The sequence below is a fragment of the Mesorhizobium sp. WSM4810 genome (genome assembly GCF_055811235.1).
In genome coordinates this window covers 261,600-276,552 of sequence record NZ_JBVVQV010000006.1, presented here as the reverse complement: position 1 = coordinate 276,552, position 14,953 = coordinate 261,600, and the positions used below count along the sequence as shown (strand labels likewise).

Genomic DNA, 14,953 nt, shown 5'->3' with positions numbered 1-14,953 from the left:
GAACATGGCTGGTTTTCTCAAGAAGATTTTTTCGTTCGGCAAGAAGGAAGTGGTCGAGGAGCGGATCGACGAGACCGCACCGCTGCCGCCGATCAAATGGGACGCGCTCGAGGCACTGAAACCGGCGGCCGAGCAAGCCGTTCCGGAATTTTTGAAACGCGAAGAGCCTTGGCCCGAAGCGGAAGCTGCGCCTCCGGCACAGCCGGTGCCTGTTGAAGAGGCCGAGCCTGCTCAGCCGGAGCCTGATCCGGTCGAAGAGCCAGAGCAGATTCCGGCTGCTCCCGTCATTCCCGAGCCAACTCCGGAGCCGCAGGACGTTCCTGAGCCCGAGCAGCCGGAAATCGCCCCGAAGAAACAACCCGAACCTGCGTCCGTCGAAGCGTCCACTCAGCTTCCATCATCAGCGGCTGGCGCCGCCCCTCATCCGCCTGCCGGCACCTTCTCCCCGTATAGGGACGGGGAGAAGGGTGCTGATCGCGCCGCCCGAACCACTCCCGCAGAGGCCGAGGAAGAAGCGGCTGCGCTGACGCCCCCCTCTCCCCGTCCTTCACGGGGAGAGGGTAAGGGTGAGGGGCAGCGCGGACCTGCGCAAGATGCCGCACCGACGGCCGAAATCCCGCCCCCCATTCGCCAGCCAGCGCCGATCGAGGCGAAGCCGGTCCTTACCGAGATCGCGCCCGAACCTGAAGCCATTCCAGCGCCCCACCCTCGCCTCGATGGGGAGGGTCGCCGCGAAGCGGCGGGGTTGGGTGACAGCGCCGGCGCCGGCGCCAGTCACCCCCACCCCCGAGCTTCGCTCGGGACCTCCCCCATCGCGGGGGAGGTAAAGCGCGAGCCCGTTCCACAACCACCGCCGGAGCCAAAGCCGGCTGCCGGCAAGGTCACCGTCGCCAAGAAGGTCGAGCAGAGAGCCGAACCGCAGAAGGCGCCGGAACCGGCACCGAAACGCTCGTGGTTCCAGCGCATGAAGGAGGGGCTCGCCCGCTCTTCCCGGGAACTGTCAGGCAACATCGCCGGCGTCTTCACCAAGCGCAAGCTCGACGAGGACACGCTGCAGGATCTGGAGGACGTGCTGATCCGCGCCGATCTCGGCATGGAGACGGCTTTGCGCATCACCGATTCGCTGGCTGCCAGCCGCTACGGCAAGGACGTCTCCGAGACGGAAGTCCGCGCCATCATGGCGACCGAGGTGGAGAAGGTGCTGACCCATGTCGCCTTGCCGCTGGAGCTCGACCTCAGCCACAAGCCGCATGTCATCCTTGTCGTCGGCGTCAACGGCACCGGCAAGACCACGACCATCGGCAAGCTGGCGGCAAAGCTGACCGACGGCGGCCTGTCGGTGATGCTCGCCGCCGGCGACACGTTCCGTGCCGCCGCGATCGAGCAATTGAAGATCTGGGGCGAGCGCACCAGGTCGCCGGTCATCGCCTCGAAGCTTGGCGCCGACGCCGCCGGCCTCGCCTACGATGCCTTCGAACAGGCCAGGCAAGCCGGCTCCGACGTGCTGATCATCGACACCGCCGGGCGGCTGCAGAACAAGACCGAGCTGATGGCGGAACTCGAAAAGATCGTCCGGGTGCTGGGCAAGCTCGATCCGGAGGCGCCGCACACCGTGCTGCAGACGGTCGACGCCACCACCGGCCAGAACGCGCTCAACCAGGTCGAGATCTTCCGCAATGTCGCCGGCGTCAACGGCCTGGTGATGACCAAGCTGGACGGCACGGCACGCGGCGGTATTCTGGTGGCGATTGCGGCAAAGCATAAATTGCCGGTTTATTTCATCGGCGTCGGCGAACAGGTCGACGACCTCGAACCATTCTCCGCAAGCGAGTTCGCCAGGGCGATCGCTGGAGTGGCGTAACAAGCTTGATCCCAAAAAGTTGCAGACTTTTGGACCAGGATCATGCGCAAGAAGGAAAGCCTATGAACCCGCGCATCCTCGAACGCGACCCGTCCGACCCGCAGAAACAGAAGAAGGAAGGCGTCAATCCTCTGCTCAAGCTGGTGCTGGAGCTCGGCCCGTTGATGGTGTTCTTCTTCGCCAACGCCCGTGGCGCATGGCTGTCGCAGAAGTTTCCGGTGCTGGCCGAATTCGGCGGACCGATCTTCGTCGCCACCGGCCTGTTCATGGCCGCGACCGCGATCGCGCTGGCCGCGTCCTGGCTGCTCACCCGCACCTTGCCGATCATGCCGATGGTGTCGGGCGTCGTCGTCTTCGTCTTCGGCGCGCTGACGCTCTACCTGCAGGACGACATCTTCATCAAGATGAAGCCGACAATCGTCAACATGCTGTTCGGCGGCGTGCTGCTCGGCGGCCTGTTCTTCGGCAAGTCGCTGCTCGGCTACGTCTTCGATTCGGCCTTCAGCCTCGATGCCGAGGGCTGGAAGAAACTCACCTTCCGCTGGGGCCTGTTTTTCCTGTTCCTGGCCCTTGTCAACGAAGTGGTCTGGCGGAATTTTTCCACCGACGCCTGGGTTACATTCAAGGTCTGGGGCATCATGCCGATCACCCTTCTTTTCACCTTCAGCCAGATGCCGCTGATCATGCGCCATTCGCTTGAAGGCAAGACCGGAACGGAAGGGAAGCCCGGCAAGTAACGATTTTAAGGAGAGGGCATGGAATTCGTCACCACGCGCGAAGAGCTGAGAACGATCTACAAGACGCCTCGGCCGACCGACGGCTCGATCCGCAAGGAACTGAAGGCGCTGGATGGCCACGGCCGTTCCTTCATCGGCAAAAGCCCCTTCGTGCTGATTGGCTCCTCGGACGGCGCCGGCAATGCCGATGTGACGCCGAAGGGCGATAGGCCGGGCTTTGCCGCCGTGCTCGACGAGAAGACCATCGCCATCCCCGACCGGCCCGGCAACAACCGGCTCGACACGCTGGAGAACATTCTTCTCAACCCTTCGGTCGGGCTGCTCTTCCTCATCCCGGGCATGAACGAGACGCTGCGCGTCAACGGCGACGCCCGCATCACCGTCGATGCGGCTTTGCGCGAGCGGCTCGCCGTTGACGGCAAGGAACCGCAAAGCGTCGTCCTGGTGACGGTCAAGGCCGCCTACATGCATTGCGCCAAGGCCTTCATGCGCTCCGATCTGTGGAAGCCGGAAACCTGGTACGACCGCGCGACGCTGCCGACGCTCGGCCAGATCCTGCGCGACCAGCTGGCGCTCGCCGATTCGGCCGAGGCGACCGACCGCTGGCTGGACGAAGAATACAAACACACCATGTGGTAGTGTGCCCGACCACGAATCGCCGAGCCCGCCTCTAAGCCTTTGCTGAACATCCTCGCCATTTCCGGCAGCCTGCGCGCCGCCTCGACCAATTCGACCCTGGTCGCGGCGCTCGCGCAAAACGCGCCGCCGGACTGTCACGTATCCGTCTATGACGGGCTTGGCCGGCTGCCGATTTTCAATCCGGATGACGAAGGCGAGCGGACGCCACCGCAAGCATCCGTGCTGATCGACGCGGTCACCGCCGCTGACGGCGTGATCGTCTCCTGCCCTGAGTATGCCCATGGCGTACCGGGCGGGCTGAAGAACGCGCTCGACTGGCTGGTGTCGCGCGATGCAGCTGTCGGCAAGCCGGCCATGCTGGTGCACGCCTCGCCGCGCTCGCTGTTTGCCCGCGCGGCTCTGGCCGAGATCATGCGCACCATGTCTTTCGCGCTTGTTGAAGACACCGCGCTCGAAATCGCCCTGCTCGGCAAGAGGCCACCGGAGGTGGACAAAATCCTATCGGAGCCGGCAAGCCAACTGGCAATGCACAACGCCATTTCGGCATTCGCCGATTTCATCCGGTCGCGTTAAGCGGCGGCCACCGTGCTTTCGTTATCCCGGGCGGAGCGAACGCGAAGCAAGCGTCGGCGATAAGCCCCCAAGTGGGGGAGATGCCCGGCAGGGCAGAGCGGGGCGCTGTCCCGCAGCCTCTCGCAAATTTCCCTTCGGTCTCAACGCCGCGACATTGGTCTCGCCGACGAACCAGTCACGCGCAGCGACCTCTTCGAAGGCCCCAGGGCCGCTCAAAATGTCTTTGCGCCGTTGACCATCAGCCGGACCATGTAGAGCGACGTCGTGCCGGCGATGTAGAGGCAGTTCAGCTTGTTGCCGCCGAACACGCAATTGGCGACGACTTCCGGCACCTTGATCTTGCCGATCAGCGTCCCGTCCGGATCGTAGCAATGGATGCCGTCGGCGGCACTGGTCCAGATTCGGCCCTGGTCATCGAGCCTGAAACCATCGAACAGGCCGGCCGTGCAATCGGCGAAGACCTTTCCGCCTGAGACCTTCTTGCCGGCCCCGTCGACATCGAACACCCGCATATGCGCCGGATTCCGCGCGCCATGCGTGCGGCCGGTATCGACGACATAGAGCTTGCTCTCGTCGAGCGAGAAGGCAAGCCCGTTGGGCCTGACCATGTCGGTGATCACCGCTTCGATCTCGCCGGTGCCGGGGTCGGCCCGGTAGACATGGCAGGCGCCGATCTCGCTCTCGGCCTTGTCGCCCTCATAATCCGTATCGATGCCGTAGGTCGGGTCGGTGAACCAGATCGAACCATCGGACTTGACCACCGCATCGTTGGGCGAGTTCAGCCGCTTGCCGCGCCATTTGTCGGCGATGGTGGTGATCGAGCCGTCATGCTCGGTGCGGCTGACCCGGCGGCCCGAATGCTCGCAAGTGACCAGCCGGCCCTGCCGGTCGACGGTGTTGCCGTTGGAATTGCCCGACGGCTGCCGGAACACGCTGACGCTGCCGTCGGTCTCGTCGTAGCGCAGCATGCGGTTGTTGGGAATGTCGGACCAGACCACATAACGGCCGGCCGCAAACCAGGCCGGCCCTTCGGCCCACCGGCATCCGGTGAACAGCTTGTCCACCTGTGCGTTGCCGTTGAACAGCCGCGCAAAGCGTGGATCGAGAATTTCGTAATCTTCGGCCATGGTTTTCTCCCGGGTCATGCAAATCGTTGGTGCCGGCGCGATCAAGCCAGCCGGCGATCGATATGGCAAGATCGTTGTATCGGGACAGGCAATGCGGCTCTTGCTCGAGTGACGAAGGACGGGCCCATGCGCCGTTAACCGGCTATGCGCCCAGCGCAATGGTGCATTGCAACATCTTCTTTTTGCGATGCACCATAACTATGTCATGCTGCGTATCGATCAGGGAGGAACAACCTGCCGCAACAATGCTGCACAGAAGGAACCTCGCTATGATTCTCGACAGCCTAATGAGCCGCGCTCGCACCAGCATCGCCAAGCGCCGGCAATACAACCGCCTCATCGCCGAAATCGATTCGTTTTCCAGCCGCGATCTGGCCGACATGCGCGCCGACCGCAGCGAAATGCTCTACCAGGTCCACAAGCAGGTCTACGGCTGAATCTTCGGTCGACCTATCACGTTCGTAATCCTTGGGCGTAACGACGCAAAGCGGAGTGAAGACCCAAGGATGACGAAACGGCGGGGCCATCAGCCGGGTGCTGCCAGCGCCTTCTCGATCTCCGGCAGCAGCAGCGCTTGTGTTGAGCCCGGCGTCAGCGGGCCGACGTGCTTGTAGGCGATCTTGCCGTCCTTGCCGACGACGAAGGTTTCCGGCACGCCGTAGACCCCCCAGTCGATCGCCGCGCGCCCTGCCGTGTCGACGCCGATCGCCTGGAACGGGTTGCCGAGATCGCCGAGGAACCGGCGGGCGTTTTCCGGCTGGTCCTTGTAGTTGAGGGCGGCGATGACGAAGCGCTTGTCCTGCGACAGCGCCAGCAGCAGCGGATGTTCGTCGCGGCACGGCCCGCACCACGACGCGAAGACGTTGACGAGCGTGACCTTGCCGGCAAACTGCCTGGAATCGAGCCCCGGCAAATTCATGCCCTCCAGCGCCGGCAGATTGGTCTGCGGCGCCGGCAGGCCGATCAGCGCCGATGGCACTTCCGAAGTGTCGCGGCCGGACAGCAGCTGCGTCAGGAACAGCCCCGCCAGCCCGAGGAAAATCAGCAGCGGCAACAGCACGATCAGGCGGCGTGAGCGCGCCGGCGTTTCCGTCTCCATGCTCATGATTTCCCCGCCTTATCGGAGCGCCGCCGCACGCCGGACGCTTCCAGCTCGGCGAGGTCTCGTCTGCGTGCACGCTGGTCGAGCAGGATCCAGCCGATCAGCCCGGCCAGCACCACGGCCGTAATGGCATAGGCAGCGGTCACATAGAGCGCATGCGCGCTCATAGGGGTCGCTCCTCCGGTGCAAAACCTTTCAGCCGGACCATTTCGCTTCGTTCCAACATGCCTTCCTTTAACCCTGCGCCATCGGCTTCGCAATCGACAGCAGCGCCGCAGCCTTTGACGCCCTGTAATCACCAACATGGCCGGCCAAATCAGTCGGTTCCATGGCGCAGCGCCAACGCTGCCGCAACCGGCCCCAGCACGGCAAGAAACAAGGTCAGCGCGGCAAGAATGAGGAAAGGCTGCAGAAACGGATCAGGGTTCGCCACCGCGCCATAGCTTGCCGAGACGCCGAAGATCAGCACCGGGATGGTCAGCGGCAGCACCAGCACCGAGATCAGCAGCCCGCCGCGCGGCAGTGCCACCGCCACCGCCGCACCGGCAGCGCCGATGAAGGTAATCGCCGGCGTGCCGACCAGAAGGGTCAGCGCCGTGGCGCCGATGCCGATCGGCTCCATGTTCATGAACAGGCCGAGCAGGGGTGCCGCGATGACCAGCGGCAGCACGCTTCCTGCCCAATGCGCCAGGCATTTTGTCAGCACGGTCAGCGCCAGCATCTGCCGGTCGTCGCCGAGCACCAGCAGATCGAGCGAGCCGTCTTCCCGGTCGGCCTGGAACAATCGGTCGAGGCCGAGCAGGCAAGCCAGCAAGGCGCCGATCCACAGGATCGCCGGGCCGATGCGGGCAAGCAGATTGAGGTCCGGCCCGACGCCGAACGGGATTGTGGCGATCACCGCGAGAAAGAAGATCACGCCGGTCAGCGCCCCGCCGCCGGCCCGGATACTCAGGCGGATATCGCGCAGGAAGAGGGCTAGCATGGTTTTAGATGCCCTTGCCCAGGCACCCCCCTCTGTCCTGCCGGACATCTCCCCCTCAAGGGGGGAGATTGGCTGTCAGGACAGAAGGGGGTGGGCGGGAACGCCGACATTACCGAGTTTCCCCCATCCTCAATTCCTGTGCCCCCTCCAACCCCAGTGGCAGATGCGTCGCCGCAATAATGATTCCGCCCTCGTCCAGATGCTCCCGCATCAGCCGGCCGAATCGTTCTTCCGAAGCCTTGTCCAATCCGGCCGTCGGCTCGTCGAGCAGCCACAGCGGCCGCCGGCTGACCAGCAGTTTTGCGATCGCCGCGCGGCGGCGTTGTCCGGTGGAGAGATAGCCGAACGGCAGATGGCCGATACCGTCAAGCCCGACCATTGCCAGCGCCTCTTCGGCGCTCAAGAAATCCGCGCCCGAAAAATCGCGCCAGAAGCGCAGATTCTCCGCCACGCTCAGCGCCGTCTTCATCGCGTTCTGGTGGCCGAGATAGTGGCAGGCCGAGGCGACCGACGGAAAATCCTCACCGCCGCCTTCGACAAGCAAACGGCCTGCCGCCACCGGCAGCAACCCGGCGACCACCCTGAGCAGCGTCGATTTCCCCGCGCCGTTCGGCCCGGTGACGATCAGCGCCTGGCCTTTTTCCAGGGCAAAACCGATGCCGGAAAAAACCGCCTCGCTGCCGCGTTCGCCGCCCAGATTTTCGGCGATCAGCCGCATTTCTTGCCCGTCCCGAGAACGCCGCTTCACGGCAGCTGCCGCATTGCACAAAATAGCCTTTCGACTGTCTAGAACTATTCCAGGAAATTCTCTATATGCGGGGCATCCGTGCCAGCGGTCGGCACGGGAAGCGAATTAGCGCCGAACCAGCGCACGCGCCGCCTTGAACGGCTCGGGTTGGCTGGGAACGGACAGCGGAAATGGCCGTACCCGCACCTTTGCGCGTGATTGCATGCCATCGGCGTCCGTTCCCTTTCAGGCTGAACAGACAAGGACGGATCGCACGTGTCAAAATCCCTCGATAGTTTCAATTGCCGTCGCACGCTGACCGCGGGCGGCTCCGACTATGTTTACTACGACCTCGTCGAGGCCGAGAAGAACGGCCTCACCGGCATCGCCCAACTGCCCTATTCGATGAAGGTGCTGCTGGAGAACCTGTTGCGCAACGAGGACGGCCGTTCCGTCACCAAGGAGAGCATCCAGGCGGTCGCCGGCTGGCTGACCGACAGGGGCACCGCCGGGGTCGAGATCGCCTATCGCCCGGCCCGCGTGCTGATGCAGGATTTCACCGGCGTTCCGGCCGTGGTCGACCTGGCCGCCATGCGCGATGCCATGGCCTCGCTCGGCGGCGACCCGCAAAAGATCAATCCGCTGGTGCCGGTCGACCTGGTCATCGACCACTCGGTCATCGTCGATGAGTTCGGCACGCCGCTGGCTTTCGCCCGGAATGTCGAGCTTGAATACGAGCGCAACGAGGAACGCTACAAATTCCTGAAATGGGGCCAGCAGGCCTTCCGCAATTTCCGCGTCGTGCCGCCCGGCACCGGCATCTGCCACCAGGTCAATCTCGAATATCTCGGTCAGGTCGTGTGGACCAACTCCGAAGGCGGCGAAACCACCGCCTACCCCGACACCTGCGTCGGCACCGATTCGCACACCACCATGATCAACGGCCTTGGCGTGCTCGGCTGGGGCGTTGGCGGCATCGAGGCCGAGGCCGCGATGCTTGGCCAGCCCGTCTCCATGCTGTTGCCCGAAGTCATCGGCTTCCGGCTCACCGGCAGGCTCAGGGAAGGCGTCACCGCCACCGATCTCGTGCTCACCGTCACCCAGATGCTGCGCAAGAAGGGCGTCGTCGGCAAGTTCGTCGAATTCTTCGGTCCGGGTCTGTCCAACATGACGCTGGCCGACCGCGCCACCATCGGCAACATGGCGCCCGAATATGGCGCGACCTGCGGCTTCTTTCCGGTCGATGGCGAAACCATCCGCTACCTCACCATGTCCGGCCGCGAGGAAAACCGCATCGCGCTGGTCGAGGCATACGCCAAGGCGCAAGGCATGTGGCGCGATACCGGGTCGGCCGATCCGGTCTTCACCGACCTGCTCGAGCTCGATCTCGGCAGTGTCGTGCCGTCGATGGCCGGCCCAAAGCGTCCAGAGGGCCGGGTCGCGCTCGAAGGCATTCCGGCCGGCTTTGTCAAGGCGATGGAAACCGAATACAAGAAGGCGGTCGAAATCGACAAGCGCTATGCCGTCGAGGGCACCGACTACGACCTTGGCCATGGCGACGTCGTCATTGCCGCCATCACCTCCTGCACCAACACGTCGAACCCGAGCGTGCTGATCGGCGCCGGGTTGCTGGCACGCAACGCCAACCGGCTCGGGCTCAAGCAGAAGCCGTGGGTCAAGACATCGCTGGCGCCGGGCAGCCAGGTCGTCGCCGAATATCTGGAGAAATCCGGCCTGCAGAAGGAACTGGACCAGATCGGCTTCAATCTGGTCGGCTTCGGCTGCACCACCTGCATCGGCAATTCCGGCCCGTTGCCGGCGCCGATCTCCAGAACCATCAACGACAAGGGCTTGATTGCTGCCGCGGTGCTTTCCGGCAACCGCAATTTCGAAGGCCGCGTCTCGCCCGACGTGCAGGCGAACTACCTCGCTTCGCCGCCGCTGGTCGTCGCCCACGCACTGGCCGGGACCGTGACCAAGGATCTGACCACCGAACTGCTCGGCGAGGACCGCGACGGCAACCCGGTCTACCTCAGGGACATCTGGCCGAGCTCGGTCGAGATCCAGGAGTTCATCGAGAGGAACGTGACGCGCGAACTGTTCGCCCGCAAATATGCCGACGTCTTCAAGGGCGACGAATACTGGCAGAACGTCAAGGCGCCGGAAGGCCAGACCTATGCCTGGGACAACAATTCGACCTATGTGCAGAACCCGCCCTACTTCGCTGGCATGACATCGGGCTTCGGCACGATCGGCGACATCAAGGGCGCCCGCGTGCTCGGCCTGTTCGGCGACAAGATCACCACCGACCACATCTCACCGGCCGGCTCGATCAAGGCGGCCTCGCCGGCCGGCAAGTATCTTACCGACCATGGCGTCGGCGTCGCCGACTTCAACCAGTACGGCACACGGCGCGGCAATCACGAGGTGATGATGCGCGGCACCTTCGCCAATATCCGCATCCGCAACCACATGCTGGGCGAGAACGGCCGCGAGGGCGGCTACACGATCCACTATCCGTCGAAGGAAGAGAAATCGATCTACGACGCCGCCATGGAGTACAAGAAGGAAGGCGTGCCGCTGGTCATCTTCGCCGGTGTCGAATACGGCAACGGCTCGTCGCGCGACTGGGCGGCCAAGGGCACCAACCTGTTGGGTGTTCGCGCCGTCATCGCTCAGTCCTTCGAGCGCATCCACCGCTCGAACCTGGTCGGCATGGGGGTCATCCCGTTCGTCTTCGAGGAAGGCACCTCATGGGCCTCGCTCAACCTCAAGGGCGACGAACTGGTCGAAATCGACGGACTGAGCGCCATCAAGCCGCGTCAGAAGATGATTGCGAAGATCACTTATGGCGACGGCACGGTGAAGAACATTCCGATCATCTGCCGCATCGATACGCTGGACGAGCTCGACTACTTCAAGAACGGCGGCATCCTGCAATATGTGCTGCGCGATCTGGCCGCATAATGTGAAGGGAATAGGGGAGTAGGGCAGTAAGGCAGTAGGGGAAAAGTCGCCTCCGCTGCCTCGTCCTATCCCCTACTCCTACTGCCCTACTGCCCTAATTTCGGCCCTCCGAACCGCGCCGCCGCCGCCAGCAGCACGCCGAGCATCAGCCCGTTGAGGATGTGCCACAGGAAATGCGTGCCGAGCGGGAAGCTGCCGCAGACCAGCGGATCGATCGTCCTGAAGATGACCGACACGACGAAGATCGCCGAGCCCGCCAGATTGTACCAGCCGGCGCGGTTGCCGCTCGCCGCCACCCAGGCGCCGAAGAAGGCGAGCGCCAGGAAGGGCGGCAGGTAGCCGGTCGTGCCGTTCGATGCCTGGCGCAGCCAGTCCGGCACGGCCCAGGTCAACAATCCGGTGACGGCATAGAAGGCAAGGAAGGTGGCGATCGCCTTGCCCCATTTCATAGCGAGGAAACGGCGCAGGTTGAACAGCGTGTAGGCCAGCGTGAACCCGGCGATCGGCAGCACGTCGGCCCAGACTGTGGCATGGTTGGCAAAGGTGTGGAACAGCGCCGAGCCGATGCCGATCGCCACCACCCACCAGGCCAGAATTTCGGCGAAGATGCCTGTGCCGCGCCGGCGCACCTCCCGGACACCCCACAGCCCGGCGACAAGAAAAGCCAGATTGGTCAGTGCGTTGACCGGCTCGGCCCAGAACTCTGGCCCGACCCGCTCGCAGTACAGGTCGACCGGCGTCAGGAGAGTTTGCCACATGCTGATTGTTGCCCGAATCGGTATCTACCCTGAAGTGTAGCCCGTCCTGTTGCGCCCTTGCAGTTGGCTGCAGCGGTAAAATTTTCACCGCAACGTGACTTCCCGTTGACTGCCGCTTCTGCCACATATTTCGCCAACCAGAATAAAGCCGGCCATCACCGGCGGGAGTCGAAACGGCCATGACACCTCGAAGACCATTGCGGCTTGCGGCGTTTGCGCTGGCCCTCTCGGTGCTTGCCGGAGTTGGACTTGCCGCCAATGCGCTTGCCGGCGAGGCCGACCGCTCCCAGACAGATAAATCCCTGGTCGGCCAGCCCTTGGGCGTGGTCGAGCTCTTCACCAGCCAGGGCTGCAGTTCCTGCCTGCCGGCCGATGCATTTTTCGCCGAGCTTGCCGCCAAGGAGAACATCGTCGCGCTCGCCTATCACGTCGACTACTGGGATTATCTCGGTTGGAAGGACACGCTGAGCCGCAAGGAGAACACCGAGCGGCAGTATGAATATATGCGTGCCTTCGGCAGCCGCTCGGTCTATACGCCGCAGGCCGTCATCAATGGCCGCAGCCATGTCAACGGCGCCCGCCGCGAGGAAGTCGACGGCGCGCTCGCCCGCATGAAAACATCCGGCGAGGGCATGCGGGTCCCCATCGACGTCAGCCGGACCAGCGACCGCGTCATCATCGACGCCGGCGATGCCGGCAGCGGCCCCAGCGATGCCCATGTCGTCATCGTCTATTTCGACCCGCCGCAGACCATCAAGATCGGCAAGGGCGAGAACACCGGCCGCAGCATGACTTATTGGAACGCCGTCTCCGGCATCCAGACCGCCGGCATGTGGCACGGCAAGGCGCAGCGCTACGAATTGCCGATGAGCGTGATTGCCAAGAAAGGCGGCTGCGCCGTGCTGCTGCAATCGGTGGGCAAGGACGGCATGCCGGGTCCCATCCTGGGCGCCGCCCTGATCCACAAGCCCTGAACGCCCTCTCCTTCTCCCCTTGTGGGGCCCGAAGGGCGGGCGAGGCCCACGACTCGCCCCGGGTGGTGGATCGGCGCGCAACGTCGAATGAGGCAGCGGCGATTTCAAGCAAATTGCCAAGCTGCAACATCCTTCATCCGTCGCCTTCGGCGACACCTTCTCCCACAGTGGAGAAGGGAAGGCCGCGCATTCACTCGGCCAATAAAATAAAAAACCGACGTCAGCTTGCTTCTGACGCCGGTCATTTAGGTTTTGGGATCGTCGCACTCGATTTCTCCAAGGGAGAAACCGAGGTTGGTTCGATCCGACGCAGACCCGTGGGCGGGGGGCTTGGGGTTTACGAGCCAGTGCCGGACCGAACCGTCTCAGGCAACATCCGTAAATTCGTCGGAGATTGGGGCTTTAGCGCGGTTAAAAGAAGGCGGGATTGTGGCAAAGCATCACCAATTTCAACGGGCGTTTTTATAAACGTGACTGGACACCGCGGAAACGTTGCGCCGCCAGCCTTTCCCCAGCCGGGCTTGCAATTCCATGGCGAAAGCGCCAACTTTGATTAATGTAAGATTCATTCGAAGGGATCGAGGCATGACTGATCACGGCAGTGGGACGGAGGATGGGGACGCATCCGCAATACTGATCCCGCTGCATGAGGCAAGACGTGAACGCCTCGACCAGCCGGTGCGGTTCGACCGGCGTGAATTGGACCAGATCCTGAGGCTTTACGGGCGCATGGTCGCCGCCAATGAATGGCGCGACTACGCCATCGACCATCTTGCCGACCGCGCCGTCTTTTCCGTCTTCCGTCGCACCAGCGAGGTGCCGCTGTTCCAGATCGTCAAGGATCCGAAGCTGGCGCGCCGGCAAGGGGCTTTCGCCGTCATTGCCGCCGGCGGCCGCATCCTTAAGCGCGGCCAGGAGCTTGGCCGCGTGCTTGGCGTGTTCGACCGCACGCTGAAACTTGTCGAGGCCTAACACTTGTTGTGCTTCCGGAATCTCCGTTCCGGCAGTGAGTTGGGATCGGGCGGAACCTGAGACCCGCCATTGATCGGCAGTTGCATGAACACCGTGTCGAGCCAGCGTCCGAGCTTGTAGCCGGAGGCTTCCAGACGGCCCGAATGGCGAAAGCCGAGCTTTTCATGCAGCCGGACCGAGGCACTGTCCGGCCGACCGTCGCCGATCACCGCGATGATCTGGCGGAAGCCCGCCGCCTCGGCCGCCGCGATCAGCCCTTGCATCAGCTTCAGCCCGATGCCATGGCCCTTGGCCTCGGGCGCGACATAGACAGAATCTTCGACGATGAACCGGTACGCAGGCCGCGCCCGGAAGGCGCCGGCATAGGCATAACCGAGCACGATGCCGGCTTTTTCCGCCACCAGATAGGGAAAGCCGCCCGCTATCAAACTGTCGAAGCGCTCGCCCATCTCGGCAAGATCAGGCGGCTCCAGTTCGTAGCTCGCCGTGCCGTGGATCACCGCATCGGCATAGATGGCGGTGATCCGGTCGAGATCGGCCGCTGTCGCGCCGCGTATCGTGATGGTGCTCATAATTTATGCAAGCCGTTCATCTGCCTTCTATAACAGCAAAGGCCGGCACAGAAGGAAAGGGCGGCCGTTGGGCCGCCCTTTCCAAATTCGCTGGTCCACAGACTCAAGGGGCCGTTGTTAACGGCGATCGCCCATGAACTGCAGCAGGAACATGAACAGGTTGATGAAGTCGAGATAGAGCCTCAGAGCGCCCATGATAGCCTTGCGGCCGGCGACATCAGTCTCGTCGCCCTCGAAATACATCTCCTTGATGTTCTGCGTGTCGTAGGCGGTCAGCCCTGCGAAGATCAGCACGCCGATCGCCGAAACGGCGAAGGAAAGCGCCGACGACTGCAGGAAGATGTTGATCACACTTGCGATGATCAGACCGACCAGGCCCATGATCAGGAACGAACCGAGCGCGGAAAGATCGCGCTTGGTCGTGTAGCCGTAGAGCGACAGTCCGCCAAAGGCGGCGGCGGTGGCGAAGAAGGTCTGCGAGATGCTGGCGGTGGTGTAGACCAGGAAGATCGACGACAGTGACAGGCCGACGAGGCCGGCATAGACCCAGAACGTCGTCTGCGCGGCCGAAACGCTCATCGACTGGACGCGAAACGACAGGAACAGCACCGCTGCCAGGGGGGCAAAGATCACCAGCCATTTCAGCGGCGAGCCGAAGATCGCGTAGCCGAAGGATGTCAGCATATCGCCGTTCGGCAGCGTAGCGACCGCCGAAGCCGGATCGGTGGTGGTGGCCAGCATGATCGTTCCGACCGCGGCGAGGCCGGTGATGAGGAGGCCAAGCCCCATCAGATTGTAGACCTTGATCATATAAGCGCGCAGGCCCTGGTCGATAGCAGCATCGACGCCGACGCCGGGCACGGCACGCGTCTGATAATTGCGAACGGGTTCAGCCATGGAAATCCTCATATTGCTTCTGCCCCGTCCGGTGTCCGGTCGATTTTGACCGAGGCGCCGCTGGC

Annotated in this window: 16 protein-coding genes; 8 read left to right on the top strand and 8 right to left on the bottom strand. The window is 63.4% G+C overall.

Translation table 11 applies throughout. The annotated features are described in order from the left end of the window. Positions 1-4: 4 nt before the first annotated feature. From ftsY to AC0L3O_RS12245, 4 genes are all read left to right on the top strand, one after another. On the top strand, positions 5-1,861 hold the full coding sequence (gene ftsY / locus AC0L3O_RS12260) for a signal recognition particle-docking protein FtsY (protein ID WP_473615698.1): 1,857 nt from the start codon (positions 5-7) through the stop codon (positions 1,859-1,861). Between the two features lie 62 nt (positions 1,862-1,923). Continuing rightward, entirely contained in the window at positions 1,924-2,598 is a 675-nt protein-coding gene (locus AC0L3O_RS12255; protein WP_023803351.1) for a septation protein A, read from the top strand. A gap of 18 nt (positions 2,599-2,616) precedes the next feature. Then, on the top strand, positions 2,617-3,237 hold the full coding sequence (locus tag AC0L3O_RS12250; protein WP_128171119.1) for a pyridoxamine 5'-phosphate oxidase family protein: 621 nt from the start codon (positions 2,617-2,619) through the stop codon (positions 3,235-3,237). A 39-nt stretch (positions 3,238-3,276) separates the two neighbouring features. Next, positions 3,277-3,810, top strand: a complete 534-nt coding sequence (locus tag AC0L3O_RS12245; RefSeq protein WP_473615696.1) for an NADPH-dependent FMN reductase — start codon at positions 3,277-3,279, stop codon at positions 3,808-3,810. A gap of 212 nt (positions 3,811-4,022) precedes the next feature. On the opposite strand, the gene AC0L3O_RS12240 is transcribed toward AC0L3O_RS12245, so the two are convergent. After that, positions 4,023-4,937: an SMP-30/gluconolactonase/LRE family protein gene (locus AC0L3O_RS12240; RefSeq protein ID WP_473615695.1), complete on the bottom strand. Its 915-nt coding sequence runs from the start codon at positions 4,935-4,937 to the stop codon at positions 4,023-4,025. Between the two features lie 269 nt (positions 4,938-5,206). Between AC0L3O_RS12240 and AC0L3O_RS12235 the strand changes: the two genes are divergently transcribed. Beyond that, entirely contained in the window at positions 5,207-5,374 is a 168-nt protein-coding gene (locus AC0L3O_RS12235) for a hypothetical protein (protein WP_023803346.1), read from the top strand. A gap of 89 nt (positions 5,375-5,463) precedes the next feature. Here the strand turns inward: AC0L3O_RS12235 and AC0L3O_RS12230 are convergent, their stop codons facing one another. From AC0L3O_RS12230 to ccmA, 4 genes are all read right to left on the bottom strand, one after another. After that, a complete protein-coding gene (locus tag AC0L3O_RS12230; RefSeq protein WP_473615694.1) occupies positions 5,464-6,042 on the bottom strand; it encodes a DsbE family thiol:disulfide interchange protein in 579 nt (192 codons plus the stop codon). Continuing rightward, entirely contained in the window at positions 6,039-6,206 is a 168-nt protein-coding gene (gene ccmD / locus AC0L3O_RS12225; RefSeq protein ID WP_023803344.1) for a heme exporter protein CcmD, read from the bottom strand. Before ccmD ends, AC0L3O_RS12230 begins: the two co-directional genes overlap by 4 nt. A gap of 149 nt (positions 6,207-6,355) precedes the next feature. Beyond that, positions 6,356-7,021: a heme exporter protein CcmB gene (ccmB, locus tag AC0L3O_RS12220; protein ID WP_023803343.1), complete on the bottom strand. Its 666-nt coding sequence runs from the start codon at positions 7,019-7,021 to the stop codon at positions 6,356-6,358. Positions 7,022-7,130: 109 nt separating this feature from the next. Then, on the bottom strand, positions 7,131-7,739 hold the full coding sequence (gene ccmA, locus AC0L3O_RS12215) for a heme ABC exporter ATP-binding protein CcmA (RefSeq protein WP_473615692.1): 609 nt from the start codon (positions 7,737-7,739) through the stop codon (positions 7,131-7,133). A gap of 285 nt (positions 7,740-8,024) precedes the next feature. Between ccmA and acnA the strand changes: the two genes are divergently transcribed. Continuing rightward, on the top strand, positions 8,025-10,715 hold the full coding sequence (gene acnA, locus AC0L3O_RS12210; protein ID WP_473615691.1) for an aconitate hydratase AcnA: 2,691 nt from the start codon (positions 8,025-8,027) through the stop codon (positions 10,713-10,715). Between the two features lie 86 nt (positions 10,716-10,801). Here the strand turns inward: acnA and AC0L3O_RS12205 are convergent, their stop codons facing one another. Further along, positions 10,802-11,473: a ceramidase domain-containing protein gene (locus AC0L3O_RS12205; protein ID WP_473615689.1), complete on the bottom strand. Its 672-nt coding sequence runs from the start codon at positions 11,471-11,473 to the stop codon at positions 10,802-10,804. A gap of 179 nt (positions 11,474-11,652) precedes the next feature. Between AC0L3O_RS12205 and AC0L3O_RS12200 the strand changes: the two genes are divergently transcribed. Next, entirely contained in the window at positions 11,653-12,447 is a 795-nt protein-coding gene (locus AC0L3O_RS12200) for a DUF1223 domain-containing protein (RefSeq protein WP_473615688.1), read from the top strand. Between the two features lie 585 nt (positions 12,448-13,032). After that, positions 13,033-13,419, top strand: a complete 387-nt coding sequence (locus AC0L3O_RS12195; RefSeq protein WP_023803338.1) for a DUF2794 domain-containing protein — start codon at positions 13,033-13,035, stop codon at positions 13,417-13,419. Here AC0L3O_RS12195 and AC0L3O_RS12190 read toward each other — a convergent pair. Both AC0L3O_RS12190 and AC0L3O_RS12185 read right to left on the bottom strand, forming a co-directional pair. Next, on the bottom strand, positions 13,416-13,991 hold the full coding sequence (locus AC0L3O_RS12190) for a GNAT family N-acetyltransferase (protein ID WP_473615687.1): 576 nt from the start codon (positions 13,989-13,991) through the stop codon (positions 13,416-13,418). The two genes, AC0L3O_RS12195 and AC0L3O_RS12190, sit on opposite strands and share 4 nt — an antisense overlap. Before the next feature lie 117 nt (positions 13,992-14,108). Continuing rightward, complete coding sequence (locus tag AC0L3O_RS12185; protein ID WP_091592171.1) at positions 14,109-14,888, bottom strand: Bax inhibitor-1/YccA family protein; 780 nt, start codon at positions 14,886-14,888, stop codon at positions 14,109-14,111. Between the last annotated feature and the right edge of the window lie 65 nt (positions 14,889-14,953).